General features: G+C 69.4%; 14 protein-coding genes and 1 tRNA gene. 7 read left to right on the top strand and 8 right to left on the bottom strand.

The genetic code is table 11. From position 1 onward, the window contains the following. Positions 1-300: 300 nt before the first annotated feature. From AC2IPW_RS13680 to AC2IPW_RS13665, 4 genes are all read left to right on the top strand, one after another. The gene (locus AC2IPW_RS13680) at positions 301-1650 is read left to right on the top strand and encodes an MFS transporter (protein ID WP_486375038.1); all 1350 of its coding nucleotides are present in this window, start codon (positions 301-303) and stop codon (positions 1648-1650) included. Positions 1651-1678: 28 nt separating this feature from the next. Beyond that, entirely contained in the window at positions 1679-2440 is a 762-nt protein-coding gene (locus AC2IPW_RS13675) for an IclR family transcriptional regulator (protein ID WP_486375037.1), read from the top strand. 97 nt (positions 2441-2537) lie between these two features. Then, positions 2538-3497: a PDR/VanB family oxidoreductase gene (locus AC2IPW_RS13670; RefSeq protein WP_486375036.1), complete on the top strand. Its 960-nt coding sequence runs from the start codon at positions 2538-2540 to the stop codon at positions 3495-3497. A 23-nt stretch (positions 3498-3520) separates the two neighbouring features. Then, positions 3521-4726 (top strand): cytochrome P450, encoded by a 1206-nt coding sequence (locus AC2IPW_RS13665; protein WP_054374841.1) that lies wholly within the window; start codon positions 3521-3523, stop codon positions 4724-4726. A gap of 149 nt (positions 4727-4875) precedes the next feature. Here the strand turns inward: AC2IPW_RS13665 and AC2IPW_RS13660 are convergent, their stop codons facing one another. From AC2IPW_RS13660 to AC2IPW_RS13650, 3 genes are all read right to left on the bottom strand, one after another. Beyond that, positions 4876-5007 (bottom strand): hypothetical protein, encoded by a 132-nt coding sequence (locus tag AC2IPW_RS13660; protein WP_268744401.1) that lies wholly within the window; start codon positions 5005-5007, stop codon positions 4876-4878. Between the two features lie 135 nt (positions 5008-5142). Further along, complete coding sequence (locus AC2IPW_RS13655) at positions 5143-5925, bottom strand: chymotrypsin family serine protease (RefSeq protein WP_486375035.1); 783 nt, start codon at positions 5923-5925, stop codon at positions 5143-5145. Between the two features lie 186 nt (positions 5926-6111). After that, positions 6112-6185 (bottom strand) — tRNA-Leu (locus tag AC2IPW_RS13650). Positions 6186-6294: 109 nt separating this feature from the next. Between AC2IPW_RS13650 and AC2IPW_RS13645 the strand changes: the two genes are divergently transcribed. Together AC2IPW_RS13645 and AC2IPW_RS13640 are read left to right on the top strand one after the other, a co-directional pair. Then, complete coding sequence (locus AC2IPW_RS13645; protein WP_003937895.1) at positions 6295-6909, top strand: ANTAR domain-containing response regulator; 615 nt, start codon at positions 6295-6297, stop codon at positions 6907-6909. 155 nt (positions 6910-7064) lie between these two features. After that, positions 7065-8390, top strand: coding sequence for an ABC transporter substrate-binding protein (locus tag AC2IPW_RS13640; RefSeq protein ID WP_486375034.1), 1326 nt, complete (start codon positions 7065-7067; stop codon positions 8388-8390). Between the two features lie 53 nt (positions 8391-8443). Here AC2IPW_RS13640 and AC2IPW_RS13635 read toward each other — a convergent pair whose 3' ends face one another. The 4 genes from AC2IPW_RS13635 to AC2IPW_RS13620 are packed head-to-tail and all read right to left on the bottom strand — an operon-like array spanning position 8444 to position 12630. Next, on the bottom strand, positions 8444-9268 hold the full coding sequence (locus AC2IPW_RS13635; protein WP_003937897.1) for an ABC transporter ATP-binding protein: 825 nt from the start codon (positions 9266-9268) through the stop codon (positions 8444-8446). After that, positions 9265-10305 carry an ATP-binding cassette domain-containing protein gene (locus AC2IPW_RS13630; protein WP_054374839.1) on the bottom strand — a complete coding sequence of 347 codons (1041 nt, stop codon included), beginning with the start codon at positions 10303-10305 and terminating at the stop codon, positions 9265-9267. Before AC2IPW_RS13630 ends, AC2IPW_RS13635 begins: the two co-directional genes overlap by 4 nt. After that, positions 10298-11287 (bottom strand): branched-chain amino acid ABC transporter permease, encoded by a 990-nt coding sequence (locus AC2IPW_RS13625; protein WP_040783286.1) that lies wholly within the window; start codon positions 11285-11287, stop codon positions 10298-10300. The genes AC2IPW_RS13630 and AC2IPW_RS13625 overlap by 8 nt, the downstream gene beginning before the upstream one ends. Before the next feature lie 5 nt (positions 11288-11292). Continuing rightward, positions 11293-12630, bottom strand: a complete 1338-nt coding sequence (locus AC2IPW_RS13620; RefSeq protein ID WP_289379720.1) for a branched-chain amino acid ABC transporter permease — start codon at positions 12628-12630, stop codon at positions 11293-11295. 225 nt (positions 12631-12855) lie between these two features. Here AC2IPW_RS13620 and polA point away from each other — a divergent pair, with 225 nt between their 5' ends. Further along, positions 12856-15579, top strand: coding sequence for a DNA polymerase I (gene polA / locus AC2IPW_RS13615; protein ID WP_486375033.1), 2724 nt, complete (start codon positions 12856-12858; stop codon positions 15577-15579). A gap of 63 nt (positions 15580-15642) precedes the next feature. Here polA and trxA read toward each other — a convergent pair whose 3' ends face one another. Beyond that, positions 15643-16014, bottom strand: a complete 372-nt coding sequence (gene trxA, locus AC2IPW_RS13610; RefSeq protein ID WP_486375032.1) for a thioredoxin — start codon at positions 16012-16014, stop codon at positions 15643-15645. Positions 16015-16052 lie beyond the last annotated feature (38 nt).

Here is a 16052-nt window from a genome sequence, read left to right as displayed (position 1 = left end):
GTGCATCTCGCCGGCCCGGTACGCCGTCGGCACCGACCCGTGCCCGCTCGCCGAGAACCTGGGCGTGGATCCTGAGCGGCCCCGTCGACGACCGGTCGCTGCACAGCACCTCGGGAAGCCGGCGACGCACAATGACACGACTCGAATCGCAACAGGCGGGTCGTTGTGTCGTGCCACACACAGTTCTCTATCGACCATTGAGAGTTCCGTAGCGACGTCGCACGCGAGCCGGTGATGCTTCTGTCACTCCCGGGGCACTGCTCCCGGCGTCCGGCATCCCTCCAACGCAAGGAGATTCGCGTGGAACTCGATCTGCGCCACCGCATCGCCACCGGCCCCATGAGCCGGTTCCAGTGGACCGCGGTCGCACTGTGTGTGCTGCTCAATGTGCTCGACGGCTTCGACGTCCTGGTCATGGCCTTCACCTCCCAGTCGGTCTCGCAGGAGTGGGGAATCTCGGGTTCGGTCCTGGGTCTGCTGCTCAGCGCGGGGTTGTTCGGAATGGCGATCGGATCGATCGCCCTCGCGCCGTGGGCGGATCGCGTGGGCCGCCGGACCATGATCCTTGTCTGCCTGGCTCTTTCGTCCACCGGTATGCTGCTCGCGGCGGTGAGCCAGAACGCCGGCCAACTCGGCGCGCTGCGCGTGCTCACCGGTATCGGCATCGGTGGAATCCTGGCCAGCAGCAACGTCATCTCGAGTGAGTTCGCCTCGAACCGTTTCCGCGGCCTGGCCGTGACTCTCAACTCCACCGGCTATGCGGTCGGGGCGACACTCGGCGGCGTAGTGGCCGTCGTCCTGCAGAGCACGTCCGGCTGGCGTTCGGTGTTCCTGTTCGGCGGTGTCTGCACCGCGGCCCTGATCCCGCTCGTCTGGTTCCGGCTGCCGGAGTCCCTGGACTTCCTGTTCGCCCGCCGCCCGGTGAACGCACTCGAGCGCATCAATTCGTTCGTCGTCCGCGCCGGCCACCCGCCGGTGAGGGCGCTGCCCCCGGCCTCTGCCGCGGCCGACACCCGGAAGAGCGGTGTAGGACCGGCCGAACTGCTCGCCCCGGGGCAGCGCCGCAGCACCCTGTTGATCTGGGGTGCCTTCTTCCTGACGATGTTCGGGTTCTACTTCGTGACGAGCTGGACGCCGAAGCTGCTGGTGGAGGCCGGGATGTCCGCGACGCAGGGGATCACCGGCGGCGTGTTGCTCAATCTGGGTGGCATCCTCGGCACCGCCCTCCTCGGCGTGATGACGGTCCGGTTCCGTCTCGGGCGGGTCCTGGCCGGATACCTACTGGTCTCGGCAATCCTGCTCGCCGCGTTCGTGCCCGCCACGGTGACCGTGGCGGTAGGCTTCGTCCTCGGTGCGGCGATCGGCGTCGTCGTGAACGGCTGCATCGGCGGGCTCTACGCACTGACCCCGGCGGTGTACGCGCCGTCCCTGCGCGCCACCGGCATGGGCTGGGGCATCGGCGTCGGACGCATCGGCGCGATCATGTCACCGATCGTCGCGGGCGCGTTCCTCGACGCCGGCTGGACCGCTGCCGAGCTGTACCTGCTCGTCGCCGTCGCCTTCCTGGGTGCAGCGGTGGTGGTCTCCGCTGTTCGGCTCACGGCGCGGAGCGACGTGACTACCGTCGAGGGCGAACGCACCACCGTGTGAGTCCCGGTGGCCGTGGAAAGGAAGAGGCGTGGCGCGAGTTCCCACCGGAGAGTCCGTGCTCGCCCGCGCGGCCCGCATCATCGAGGCGTTCGGCATCGACGATTCCACACTGGCGGTATCCGAGATCGCCCGGCGCGCAGGCCTGCACGTCGCCACCGCCTCCCGGCTGATCGAGGAACTCGTCCGGTGCGGATGGCTGGAACGCGACGGCCGCCGAGTGCGGGTCGGGGTGCGGCTGTGGGAGGTGGGATCACGATCGTCGCCCACCGTGGGCCTGCGGGAGGCGGCGCGGCCGTTCATGGAGGATCTGCACGCCGTGGTCGAGCAGCACACCCAGCTGGCGGTCCGGGAGGGGACCGAGGTGCTGTTCCTGGAACGACTCACCGCGCGCGGGGCGGCGGTGAACTTCACCCGCGTCGCCGGTCGGCTACCGCTCCATGCGTCCTCGTCCGGGCTGGTGCTGCTCGCCCACAGCCCGGCCGAGGTGCAGGAACAGGTGATGAACGCGCCGATGCGCGCGTTCACCGAGCACACCATCCACACCCCACGAGATCTGCGTGCGGCACTGGCGCAGATCCGCCGACAGGGATACGCGCTCTGCGCGGGTCACATCCACCCCGACACCACGGGCGTCGCGGTCCCCGTCCGCGGGACGCACGACGAGGTCGTCGCCGCGTTGGGGTTGATCGTGCCGAACGACCCCTCCGCCTACTCACAGATCCCGGCACTGCAGGCTGCCGCCCGGGGCATCACCCGAGTGATCTCGCACGCGGCCGTGCCCGGTCGGTGACCGGGCGCACATTTTCTCTCATTGATCGAGAAGCATCTGGTGCGAACTCCACCGCCCGAACGATTCTCGATCCGACGACAAGAGTGAGGAGTCTCCCGTGTCCGAGCACACTGCTTCCGCCGAGTCGGTGTTGCGAGTCGCCGCGAAAGATCCAGTGGCACAGGGCGTTGTCGCATTGACGCTCGCGCATCCGGAGGGGAGGCGACTGCCGGACTGGGCGCCGGGCGCGCACATCGACCTGACGCTGCCCAACGGAGTCACCCGCCAGTACTCGTTGTGCGGCGATCGCTGGGATGCCCGCACCTACCGCGTCGCCGTGCTGCGCGAGCCGCACGGCCGCGGCGGGTCGGCATACGTCCACGACCACCTGGCCGTCGGCGATCTCGTCGGTATCGGCGGTCCCCGCAACAACTTCCGGATGGTGCCCTCGTCGCGGTACCTGTTCCTCGCGGGCGGTATCGGCATCACCCCCCTCCTGCCGATGATCCGGCAGGCAGACTCGATCGCTGCCGACTGGCACCTCCTCTACGGCGGCCGTACCCGTGACACGATGGCGTTCGGCGACGAACTCGCGCGGTACGGCGAGCGGGTGTCCCTCGTCCCGCAGGACGAGATGGGGCGACTGAACCTCGACGCCGCCACCGACGCCGCGGCGGCCGGCGCGAAGGTGTACGCCTGCGGTCCGGTACCGCTGCTCGACGCGCTCGCGAGCCGCGCCACGTCCTGGCCGGAGGGCGCGTTGCGCCTGGAACGCTTCGTCCCCCGGGAGCAGCCGGCCCCGGTCCGCGACAGCCCCTTCGACGTCGAGCTGGCCCGGTCGGGCCGCACCGTCACCGTCACGCCGCAGCAGAGCGTGCTCGACGCGTTGCGCGCAGCCGGTGTGGGGGTGCTCTCGTCGTGCCGCGAAGGTACCTGCGGCACCTGTGAGACCACGGTCCTGGCCGGAGAGCCCGACCACCGCGACTCCGTACTCGACGACGGCGAGCGGGCGGCGGACGACTGCATGCTCGTCTGTGTTTCGCGATCCTGCTCCGACCGTCTCGTACTCGACCTCTGACCCGCCTCAGCAAGGGACCCGTCATGACAACTCTCGCCCAGACCGGAACACCGATCAGCGACGCCGACCCGTTCGCCCTCGACGTCCTCGAAAACCCCCTACCGTTCCAGGAGGAACTCCGTGAGGCCGGGCCTGTCGTCCGCCTCGCTCGTCTCGGCGTGTTCGGCATGGGTCGCTACGAGCAGGTGCACGCCGCCCTCACCGACTGGCAGTCGTTCCAGTCCGCCGCAGGCGTGGGCCTGAGCAACTTCCGCTACGAGAAGCCCTGGCGGCCACCGAGCCTGTTGCTCGAGGCGGACCCGCCGCACCACGATGCCCCCCGTGCTCTCCTCACCCGCATCCTCGGTCCCCGCGCGCTGCGTACGCTCCGGAACACCTGGATCCACGACGCCGAAGACCTGGTCGACGAGGTCCTGGCCCGAGGAACCGCATTCGATGCCGTCACCGATCTGGCCGCCGCGTTCCCGCTGCGGGTGTTCCCGAACGCCGTCGGTATCCCCGGCGACGGCCGGGAGAACCTGCTGCCGTACGGGGACCACACCTTCAATGCCTTCGGTCCCGCCAACAGCCTCGTCGACCGGGGTATCTCGCGGATCGGGGAGTTGTCGGCCTGGGTCGACGCGCAGTGCGCCCGCGACGTCCTGACCGAGGGCGGTTTCGGGGCGCAGATCTGGGCTGCGGCGGATCGCGGTGACATCACCCACGACCAGGCACCCCTGATTGTTCGGTCGCTCCTCACGGCAGGAGTCGACACGACAGTCAACGGGCTGGCGGCCGTGCTGTACGCGTTCGCGACCCACCCTGAGCAGTGGCAAGCGGTGCGCGCGAACCCGTCGCTGGCGCGGACCGCGTTCGACGAGGCGGTGCGCTGGGAGTCGCCGGTGCAGACCTTCTTCCGCACCGCCACCCGCGACATCGAGATCGGCGGCACCGTCGTCCCCGACGGTCACAAGATCCTGATGTTCCTCGGTGCGGCCAACCGGGACCCTCGGCGCTGGGAGCGGCCCGAGGAGTTCGACCTCACGCGCGACCCGTCCGGTCACGTCGGGTTCGGGATGGGCATCCACCAATGTGTCGGCCAGCACGTCGCCCGTCTCGAGTCGGAGGCCTTGCTGACGGCCCTGGCCGCGCGGATCGAGTCGATCGAGATCGACGGTCCGGTGCACCGGCACCTGAACAACACCCTCCGCTCGTGGCGGTCGGTGCCGATCCGGGTGCGGCTCGCCTGAGGGAGAGGCCCAGGCGCCGCCCTTCCGAGTTCGAGTGGACCGCCGCAGACCCCGTCCTCGACGTGGAAATCCGGCAGCTCACCGACTGCGCCATCCGGATTCGGCCCGACCCACCGGGCGGAAGTCGGTCGACACCGACGTCGCTGTAGTCAGTCGTCGACCACGACCACCACGCCGGCGCGCATCAACACGGCGTACAGCTCGCACAGCGGGGGAGTGAGCAGCCGGACCACGGCGCCGACCACCGCATCCGGGCCCACTGAGACCATCGGGTTCGACATGCCTCGACCGTAGGGACGCCGGATGAACCGAAGATGACGAACGGGGAAAGAGCGGCCGACGAATCGTCTGCGCGGGGACCGCGCCGGACGACGGCGCGGCCACGGAGGCAGCGTCCGCGAGAACGATCCGCCTCGTCACGGGGTGCACACGAGAGTGAATCCGGCGCCGATGCCGCCCCGGGCGTCGAGGTCCTCGACGATCCGGTTGGCCCGCTGGTAGACCGCGAAGCGCACGTCGTCGGGGCGGTAGCCGACGGCGAGGCCGAGCCACTCGCCGGTGTCGGTGCGGACCAGTGGACCACCGGAGTCGCCCTGCTGCATCACGAGCCACGACTCGAGTGAGTTCGGGTTCACCAGCACGTCCCGGGTGCCGGCGAGGTCCAGGGCATCGACGAGGGGAAACGGTCCGCATGCGATCCCGGTCGTGTGCCCGGCCGCGCAGTGCCGGCCGATGTCCTGGTCACCGTCCGGCAGCGAGCCGATCGACTCGAGCACCACGACCTCGCCGTCGGCGTCCGGGGCCGACGTGTTCGACCCGCGCACCCTGGTCTCGTCGAGCAGGACGACCGCATAGTCCGGCGCCGCGTCGGTCGGTATCCCGAATCGATCCACCGAGCCGGGGCTGTACACGGATGTCTCGGTGCCGATCGGTCCGTGGCTCTGCTCGCCGACCTTCCACACCTCGCCGGCGCCGTTCTGCCAGCAGTGTCCGGCGGTGACGGCGACGAGCCGGCCCTCCCGGTCGTGACCGACCGCGCCGACCGAGCACCAACCCGGCGCGGGATCGGCGGCGGTGAAGGTGATTCCGTCACCGGGACGCAGCACGATCCGCTCGTCCGGCACCTGCGCGGCCGCACCCGGCACCGGGGCGAGCAGCACGGCCGCACACGCCGTCACGACGAGCAGGGCGCGTCTCATGCCTCTCCCATCTCCATCCGTGGCCCGCGAGATCGGTGGCCGGTGGGGATTGCGGTCACGGACGGTTCACCGAAGTCGGCACGTTACCAGCGTTTTCGCAGGGAGGCGCCCCGGCTGGAAGCCGGCGGTGTCCACCGGGCTGCAGGCCTGCGGTGTCCACCGGGCTGCAGGCCGGCAGTGTCACAGTGCCCCCGGTGAGACTCGAACTCACACTGGACGGGTTTTGAATCCGTTTCCTCTGCCAATTGGGATACGGGGGCGTCGTGCGCAGACCACTGTAGAAGATCGGTGACGGCCGTCGGCCACCGGTACCCTTCTAACGTTCCACCCCACCACGGGGGCCGCCCGAGCGACAGGAGATGGCCGACGATGACAGCCGCCCCGCACGAGAATCCCGCTCAGCCGCGGCGCGTCGTAGTAGCCGAGGACGAGGCGCTGATCAGGCTCGATCTGGTGGAGATGCTCCGCGAGGAAGGCTACGAGGTCGTCGGGGAGGCCGGTGACGGGCAGCGGGCGGTCGAACTGGCCGAGCAACTGAAGCCCGACCTGGTCATCATGGACGTGAAGATGCCCCGGCGCGACGGTATCGACGCCGCCTCGGAGATCGCCGCCCGGCGCATCGCCCCTGTGGTCATTCTCACGGCGTTCAGCCAACGTGAACTCGTCGAACGCGCCCGCGACGCGGGCGCCATGGCGTACCTCGTCAAGCCGTTCTCCAAGACCGATCTCGTTCCGGCGATCGAGGTGGCGGCGAGCCGGTTCGCGGAGATCCGTGAACTCGAGCGCGAGGTGGCGGGGCTGACCGAGCGGTTCGAGACCCGCAAGCTCGTCGACCGTGCCAAGGGACTGCTCATGGACAAGCACGCGATGACCGAGCCCGAGGCGTTCCGCTGGATCCAGCGGGCGGCGATGGACCGGCGCACCACGATGAAGCACGTCGCCGAGGTGGTCATCGAGACGCTGGGCGGCGCCGCGGCGGGATGACGGAGCTCCCCGTTACGCCGGTGTCAATTCTTCGATAACGGTCGCGTCACAAGGATTTCGCCCGGGTTCGCGGAACGCGCGGGGCGGATAGGTTTCTGGCCACGTCCCGGTGACGTATCCGGAGACGGTGTGCATGCCGACCGAAGGAGAGTTGGATGGCCAGACGGACCTTCGTCCGCGCCGCTGCGGTGTTCGGAGCAGCGTCTCTCGCCCTTGCGGGGTGTAGCTCGGACAGCGACGATTCCGCCACGAGCGGTTCCGGTGACGGCGCGGCGTCGGCGACGACCGTGACCACCGACTGCGAACCCGCGCAGGCGACCGCCGGGGCCACCCCGGTGGCGACACCCCTCAAGATCGGCACCCTGCTCCCCGAGACCGGCAGCCTCGCCTTCCTCGGACCCCCGGAGGTGGCGGCGGTACGGCTCGCGGTAGACGACGTGAACGCCGCCGGCGGTGTGCTGAACCAGCCGGTGGAACTGATCACCGGCGACTCGGGCGACACCACGACCGACACGGCGAACGCCACGGTGGACCGGGAGCTCGCGGCGGGCACCCAGGTGATCGTGGGCGCCGCGTCGTCGTCGGTGTCGTTGAAGGTGATCGACAAGATCACCAGCGCCGGGGTGGTGATGTTCTCGCCGGCGAACACCTCCGACCAGTTCGTGTGCTACCCGGACAAGGGGCTGTACTTCCGTACCGCCCCCACCGACGTGTTGCAGGCCCAGGCACTGGCACAGCTGATCTCGGACGACGGCGCCCAGCGGGTGTCGATCATCGCGCTCAACGACCCGTACGGCACCGGCCTGGCCACCAACACCCAGAACAACCTCGTCGAGGCCGGCGTGCCGGAGGACCAGATCCAGAAGATCATCTACGATCCCAACGCGCAGTCCTTCAACGCCGAGGTCGACCAGATCAAGGACTTCGGTCCCGACGCCGTGGCGCTCATCGGGTTCGAGGAGTCCGCGAAGATCCTCACCCGCATGCACGAGGTGGGTATCGGGCCGTCCGACGGCATGCTCGTCTACGGCGTGGACGGAAACATGGGCAATGCCCTCGGTGAGGCCGTCGCGCCCGGGCTGCTGGACACGATGAGTGGTACCACGCCGCTCACCGACGTCGGACCGGACTTCCAGAACCGGCTCCGGGCGCTCGATCCCGCGCTGATCGACTTCAACTATGCCGGCGAGTCCTACGACGCCGTGGTGATCTCGGCGCTCGCTGCGGAACAGGCCGGTTCCACCGCCGGCGTGGACATCGCCGCGAACATCAACAGCGTCACCGAGGGCGGCACGACGTGCACCAGCTACCAGCAGTGCGTCGATCTGCTGCGCGGGGGCCAGGACATCGACTACGACGGGGTCACCGGCCGGCTCGAGTTCACCGATGCCGGCGAGCCCGGGATCGGGTCGTACGGGCACCTGGTGTTCGGACCGGACAACACGCTCACCACGGAGGACTACATCGTGGTCGGTGGGTGACGACGAGCCGGTGGGCGGGCCGGGAACCGGATCGGTTCCCGGCCCGCCCACCGTCAGTTGCGCTTCTGCTCCCGGCTGCCGGCGAGCGTCCCGAGGTACAGCTCGACGACCTTCGGGTCGTGCATGAGGTTCGGTCCGGTGTCGGTGTAGGCGTTGCGGCCCTGGTCGAGCACGTAGCCGCGGTCGCAGATCTGCAGGCACCGGCGTGCGTTCTGTTCCACCATGATGATCGACACCCCCGCGGCGTTGATCTTCTTGCAGCGGATGAACACCTCGTCCTGGAACATCGGCGACAGGCCGGCCGACGGTTCGTCGAGCAGCAGCACGGACGGATCCATCATCAGCGCCCGGCCCATCGCCACCATCTGCCGCTCACCGCCGGACAGGGCCCCGGCTTTGACCTTGCGGCGCTCACCGAGGAGCGGGAACAACTCCGCGACGAACGCGAACCGTTGTTCGAATTGCTTGGGCCGCAGATAGATTCCCATCTCGAGGTTCTCCTCGATGGTCAGTGACGGGAACACGTTGCGGGTCTGCGGCACGTAGCCGAGCCCCTTGCGCACCAGGACGTGGGCCGGAGCGGCGGTGATGTCGTCGCCGCGCAGTGTCACCGTGCCGCGTCGCACGGGGATCAACCCGAACAGCGCTTTGAGCAGGGTCGACTTGCCGGCACCGTTGGGTCCGATGATGCCGACGATCTCGCCGTCGCGGAGGTAGAAGTTGCAGCCGCGCAGGATGTCGACGCCGGGGAAGTACCCGGCGACGATGTCGTCGGCGCGCACCAGTGCCCCCTCGGCGAGGCGGGCGTGTTCCTCGGCGGTGGCCGCGCGCTCGGCCGCGGTCGTCGGCGCCGGTTCGGGGGGCGGTGTCTCGCTCACGGCTTCTCCTGCGTCGGAGGCTCGGTACCGGGCTGAGGCCGTCCGGTCGCGTCGGGCAGGTCGCCGAGGACGGTGGCGTCCGGTTCGGACAGGTCACCGCCGGTCTCGAGGGTGTGCGCCTCGGCCTCCTCCATGGCCACGGCGAGCGCGGCCGTGGCGCCGACCGGGTTGCCCTCGTCGTCGAACTCGAGCACCTGGTCGTGGTGGCTGCCGAGGTAGGCGTCGACGACGGCCGGATTCGAGGACAGCTGCTCCGGCGGGGCCTCGGCGATCACCGATCCCTGCGCCATCACCACCACCCAGTCGGAGATGTCGCGGATGACGTCCATGTCGTGCTCGACGAACACGACGGTCGTGCCGTCGTCGCGCAGAGTCTTGATGTGCCCGAGGAGGGTCTGCGTCAGCGCGGGATTGACCCCGGCCATCGGCTCGTCGAGCATGACCACCGCCGGGTCCGTCATCAGAGCCCGGGCCATCTCGAGGAGCTTGCGCTGCCCACCGGACAGGGAGCCGGCCAGGTCGTCGGCCTTCGTGTCGAGGGCGAACCGCGCCAGCATCTCGTGGGCCCGTTCGGTGACGGCACGTTCCTGCCGGTGCCACGTCCACGGCAGCAACGCTGCGAGCATCCGTTCCCCCCGCTGGCCCCTCGCGCCGAGCCGCACATTGTCCAGCACGGTCATCTTCGACAGCGCCTTGGTGAGCTGGAACGTCCGCACGATCCCGCGGCGCGCGAGCTGGTGCGGATGCAGACGTCCGAGCGACGCCCCGTCCATGCTCCAGGTCCCCGTGTCGGGTCGGTCGAAGCCGGTGAGCAGGTTGAACAGCGTGGTCTTGCCGGCGCCGTTCGGCCCGATCAGCCCGGTGATGCAGCCGCGCTGGATCTCGAGGTGCGCCACGTCGACCGCCCGGAGGCCGCCGAAGGTTCGGGAGAGCCGGTCCACCACGAGGACCGGATCCGGTTTGGCTGCGCCGGGCTCGCGGGCCACGGAGTCGAACAGGGCGGAACGCTGTGCCGCGGGCAGGGTCGCGTCAGGCATCGAGCTGCACCTCCCGCTTGTTGCCGAGGATGCCCTGGGGCCGGAACACCATCATGACTGCGATGAGCACGCCGAGGAGGATGTAGCGCATCGCGCCGACCTGCTGCTCGGACAGGGCCAGCAGCGGGTCCGGACCCGAGATGGCTTGGCGCAGCAGGGCATCGGGAATGGTGAGCAGGAACCAGAACAGCATCGCGCCGAGGACGGGGCCGAACACGGTGGCGGCGCCCCCGAGGATCAGGGCGCCGAAGGCGAAGAACGTCTGGGCGGTGGAGTAGAAGTCGGGGTTGATCGACTTGGTCTGCAGCGCGTTGAAGATGCCGCCGAGCCCGCCGATCATGCCACCGAGCACCAGCGCCTGCATCTTGTACACGAACACGTTCTTGCCGAGTGACCGGGCGGCGTCCTCGTCCTCGCGGACGGCCTTGAGCACTCGCCCCCACGGGCTGTGGCTGAGCAGGTACACCAGACCGCACAGGGCCAGCACCAGGGACCAGCCCACGACCATCGCCCACAGGTCGTCGCCGTAGAACCGCATCCCGAGCAGCGAGTACTGCCGCCCGGAGTCGAACGGGCTGAGCTCGGTGAACGGTCCGGCGAATCCGAACAGCCCGTTGGTCGAGCCGGTCACCGGATCCGATGCGGTGGAGCGGAACACCAGCCGCAGGATCTCGGAGGCGGCAATGGTGACGATGGCGAGGTAGTCGGCGCGCAACCGCAGGGTGGGGATGCCCAGCACCAGTGCCAGCAGGGCCGCCGCGGCCAGGCCGACCAGGATGCCCAGCCACAGGGGCTGGTCGTAGGTGACGGTCATGATCCCCACGCCGTACCCGCCGAGCAGGGCGAATCCGATCTGGCCGAAGTTGAGCAGTCCGGCGTACCCGAAGTGCAGATTCAGCCCGATGGCGAGCAGCGCGTAGAAGATCGCCGACGGCCCGATCAACTGGGCGAACGAAACCTGGAGAACGGCAACGAGGTCCACGGCGCTCACCCCACCCTGGCCCGGCTGCCGAGAATGCCCTGTGGACGGACCACGAGGACGACGATCAACACGAGCAGGCCACCGATGTACTTCAGGTCGGGGTTGATGATCAGCGTCGACAACTGCACGAGCAGACCGACGATCACGCAACCCAGCAACGCCCCGTACGCGGTGCCCAGCCCGCCGAGGGTGATCCCGGCGAACATCAGCAGCAACAACTTGAAGCCCATCTCCCACTGCACACGACCGCCGAGCTCGGACAGGCCGAACAACACCCCACCGAGGGCCGCGAGTCCACCGCCGAGCCCCCACACGAACCGGACGACGCGTTCGACGTCGATGCCCGAGGCCGCCGCCAGATCCCGGTTGTCCGCCACCGCCCGCATGGCCTTGCCGATGCGGGTGCGCTGGACGAGCAGGGCCACCCCGACGAGCACGACGAGGCTGACCACGATGCACGCCAGGTTCACCGGGGTGATCGCGATCGGACCCCATTCCAGCTGTCGCTGGCCCTGGTAGTCGGCGAAAGCCTCGGCCCGGTCGGAGAACAGCGCGAGGATCAGGTAGCGCAACGAGATCGCGAGGCCGATCGACACGACGAGCTGGGCGATCAGGCCGGTGCGCCGGCGCCGCAGGGGCGCCCAGATCAGCCCGTTGTTGAGCAGGCCGATGACGATGCCCACCCCGATCGCGAGCAGCGTCGCGGGGATCAGCTGGATGCCCAGGCTCACGTTGAAGATCCACGCGGCCACCGCGCCGAGGGTCACGAGCTCCCCGTGCGCGAAGTTCGTCAGGCCGGTGGTGCCGAAGATCAGACTCAACCCGACCCCGGCGATCGCGATCACCAGGCCGAACCGGAGTCCGTCGACGACGGTGCGGATCAACGTCTCCCACCCGGAGGTGCCGAACCCGGAACGCGACTCGCCGAACGAGAAGATGACGGTGTTGGCCCGGCCGGCAACGACGTCGCGCTGCACGGTGCCCTGCACGCTGACCTCGTCGGGAAGGGACTGCTCGTCCACTTCGAACGTGTAGGTGCCGGGGGGCACGGTCATCGCCCAGCGGCCGTCGGCCGCCGAGGTCGCTTCGGCGACTTCGGCGCCCGTGGTGTCGCGGGCCCGGACCGTGACCCCGCCGAGGCGTTCTCCGGCGTTGTTGAGACTGCCGCTGACCCGCACCCCCTCGCTCGGCTGCGGAGCGGTGGTGGCCGGTGCCGGGGGTGGCGTGGGCTCCTGTGCCAGGGCGGTCCCGGCTCCGAGACCGGCGAGCGCGAGCAGCAGCAGGAGTATCGGGGCGAGCCGAGGAACCGGCAATCGCTCCCGGAGCGGCACGAATGGGGCCACGCAGGTCCTCCGGATCACGTCGGGGTCGTCGTGCGCGCCGCCGGGGCACCGGCGTCGTGGAACCGGACTTTAGCGGCTGCAACCGCATTCCACGGCGCTCTGCGATTTCCGCCGCGTATCTGTTCTGTTTCGCCGCGCCGCACTGTTCTGTTTCGCCGCGCCGCGCCGGGGACACCGGGCGCGGTGGGTCCGGGTTGTCCGAGCCGGTCCCTAGACTGAGGAACCGTGACTCGCGCATCGACCTCCTCCGCACCCGTCGCCGCCGGCGGCGACCGACCGACCCTGTTGCTGCTCGACGGGCATTCCCTGGCGTTCCGCGCGTACTACGCCCTGCCGGCGGAGAACTTCAAGACCCACAGCGGGCAGACCACCAACGCGGTGTACGGGTTCACCTCGATGCTCATCAACCTGCTGCGCGACGAGCAGCCCACCCACGTCGCCGCCGCGTTCGACGTCAACCGCGACACGTTCCGGGCGACGGCCTACCCCGAGTACAAGGCCAACCGCAGCTCCGCGCCCGACGAGTTCCGCGGTCAGATCGACATCACCAAGGACGTGCTCGAGGCCCTGGGCATCCCGGTGATGGCCGAGGCCGGTTTCGAGGCCGACGACATCATCGCGACCCTGGCCACGCAGGCCGCAGCCCAGGGGTATCGGGTGCTCGTCGTCACCGGCGACCGGGACTCCCTGCAACTGGTCACCGACGACGTCACCGTCCTGTATCCCCGGCGCGGAGTGTCGGACCTGACCCGGTTCACGCCGGCGGCGGTGGAGGAGAAGTACGGGTTGACCCCGCAGCAGTACCCCGACTTCGCGGCGTTGCGCGGGGATCCGAGCGACAATCTGCCGTCGATCCCGGGCGTGGGGGAGAAGACCGCCGCCAAGTGGATCCGCGAGTTCGGCAGTCTGACCGATCTCGTCGACCGCGTCGACGAGGTCCGCGGAAAGACCGGCGACGCCCTGCGGGCGCACCTGTCGAGCGTGCTGCTCAACCGACAGCTCACCGAGATGGTGCGGGACATGACCCTGCCCTACACCCCCGACCAGCTGGCTCTGGCCCCCTGGGACCGCGACCGCATCCACCGGCTGTTCGACGACCTCGAATTCAAGGTGCTGCGCGACCGGCTGTTCGCGACGTTCAGCTCGGTCGAACCCGAGGCCGAGGAAGGTTTCGAGGTGCGCGGCGGTGTGCTCGAGCCGGGCACGCTCCCCGGGTGGCTGGCCGAGCACGCCGGGCCGGGTGCGCGGCACGGGATCACCGTGCTCGGCTCCTGCGTTCCGTACGGCGGTGACGCCACGGCCGTGGCGATCGCGGCGGCCGACGGCGAGGGGGCGTACGTGGACACCACGACCCTCACCCCCGAGGACGAGACGGCACTGACCGGCTGGCTGGCCGACGCGGCGGTGCCGAAGGCGCTGCACGAGGCGAAGGCCGCTCTGCACGCACTGCGGGGCCGCGGCTGGACGTTGGCCGGGGTCACCAGCGACACCGCCCTCGCGGCGTACCTGGTGCGTCCCGGGCAGCGCAGCTTCAACCTCGACGACCTGTCCCTGCGCTACCTCAAGCGGGAACTGCGGGTCGAGGAGTCGGGGGAGCAGCAGCTCTCGCTGCTCGACGACGCCGACGCCGCGGACGCGAAGGTCGCCGAGTCGGCGATTCTGCAGGCCCGGGCGGTGGTGGATCTCGCCGCGGCGCTGGACACCGAACTCGAAGGGATCGAGTCCACCGCCCTGCTGACCGACATGGAACTGCCTTTGCTGGGGGTGCTCGCCGACCTCGAGGCGACCGGCATCGCGGTCGAGGCCGAACGGTTGGAGGACCTGCAGTCCGGCTTCGTCGCGGACGTCGCGGCCGCCGCGGCGGCCGCGTACGACGTGATCGGCAAGCAGATCAACCTCGGCTCACCGAAGCAACTGCAGGTGGTGCTGTTCGACGAGCTGGACATGCCGAAGACGAAGAAGACCAAGACCGGGTACACCACCGACGCCGAGGCGCTGCAGAACCTGTTCGAACAGACCGGGCACCCGTTCCTCGAACATCTGCTCGCCCACCGGGAAGCGATGAAGATGAAGACCACGGTCGACGGTCTGGTCAAGTCCATCGCCGACGACGGCCGCATCCACACCACCTTCAACCAGACCGTGGCGGCCACCGGCCGGCTGTCCTCGACCGAGCCGAATCTGCAGAACATCCCGGTGCGTACGGAGGCGGGCCGGCACATCCGCGACGCGTTCGTCGTCGGCCCCGGCTACGACCTGCTGCTCACCGCGGACTACAGCCAGATCGAGATGCGGATCATGGCGCACCTGTCCGGGGACGAGGGCCTGATCGAGGCGTTCAACACCGGTGAGGACCTCCACAGTTTCGTCGGTTCCCGGGCCTTCGGGGTGCCGATCGAGGAGGTCACCCCGGAACTGCGGCGGCGGGTCAAGGCGATGTCGTACGGCCTGGCGTACGGGCTCAGCGCGTACGGGCTGGCGCAGCAACTGAAGATCTCCACCGACGAGGCCCGCGAACAGATGGAGGCGTACTTCAACCGCTTCGGCGGCGTGCGCGACTACCTGCACGCCGTCGTCGAACAGGCCCGCAAGGACGGCTACACCTCCACCCTCTACGGGCGCCGCCGCTACCTGCCGGACCTGAACAGCGACAACCGGCAGCGCCGCGAGGTCGCCGAACGCGCCGCACTCAACGCCCCGATCCAGGGCACCGCCGCCGACATCATCAAGGTCGCGATGATCGACGTGCAGACGGCCCTGCGCGAGGCCGGCCTGCGTTCGCGCATGCTCCTGCAGGTGCACGACGAGCTGGTGCTCGAGGTGACCGCCGACGAGCGCGAACAGGTGCAGCAGCTGGTGCGGGACAAGATGGCCTCGGTCATCGACCTGTCCGTCCCGCTGGACGTCTCGGTCGGGTTCGGACGTAGCTGGGACGCCGCCGCGCACTGACTCCGGCACCGGCAGGCGCACGTCCCGTGGCCCGGGACGGCGGGACGTGCGCCCGGGACGGCGCTAGCCCTGGTTCTGGTTCTGCTCGGCGATCTGCCGGCGTACCTCGTCCATGTCGAGAGCCTTGACCTGGGTCACGAGGTCCTCGAGCGCGGCCGGCGGGAGGGCCCCAGCCTGGTTGAACACGAGGATGCCTTCCCGGAACGCCATGATCGTGGGGATGGACCGGATGTTCGCCGCCGCCGCGATGCCCTGTTCGGCTTCGGTGTCGACCTTGGCGTGCACGACGTCCGGGTGCTTCTCCGAGGACGACTCGAACGTGGGGGCGAAGGAGCGGCACGGCCCGCACCACGAGGCCCAGAAGTCGACGAGGACCACGTCATTACCGGTGATGATGTCGTCGAAGTTCTGCTGGGTGAGAGTCTGGGTGGCCACAGGGATCCTTTCGGTCGGGTACTGATCGCGTCAACGTC

Source organism: Rhodococcus sp. NS-SX18 (genome assembly GCF_057367935.1).
The sequence above is the reverse complement of the archived record's forward strand: the minus strand, read 5'-3'. Positions and strand labels throughout refer to the sequence as shown.

Bases quoted from the DNA above. Each gene is read 5' to 3' on its own strand.
- AC2IPW_RS13645 (WP_003937895.1), top strand. From the start codon at position 6,295: ATGACAGCCGCCCCGCACGAGAATCCCGCTCAGCCGCGGCGCGTCGTA.
- AC2IPW_RS13660 (WP_268744401.1), bottom strand. From the start codon at position 5,007: ATGTCGAACCCGATGGTCTCAGTGGGCCCGGATGCGGTGGTCGGCGCC.
- AC2IPW_RS13665 (WP_054374841.1), top strand. From the start codon at position 3,521: ATGACAACTCTCGCCCAGACCGGAACACCGATCAGCGACGCCGACCCG.
- AC2IPW_RS13640 (WP_486375034.1), top strand. From the start codon at position 7,065: ATGGCCAGACGGACCTTCGTCCGCGCCGCTGCGGTGTTCGGAGCAGCG.
- AC2IPW_RS13655 (WP_486375035.1), bottom strand. From the start codon at position 5,925: ATGAGACGCGCCCTGCTCGTCGTGACGGCGTGTGCGGCCGTGCTGCTC.
- AC2IPW_RS13630 (WP_054374839.1), bottom strand. From the start codon at position 10,305: ATGCCTGACGCGACCCTGCCCGCGGCACAGCGTTCCGCCCTGTTCGAC.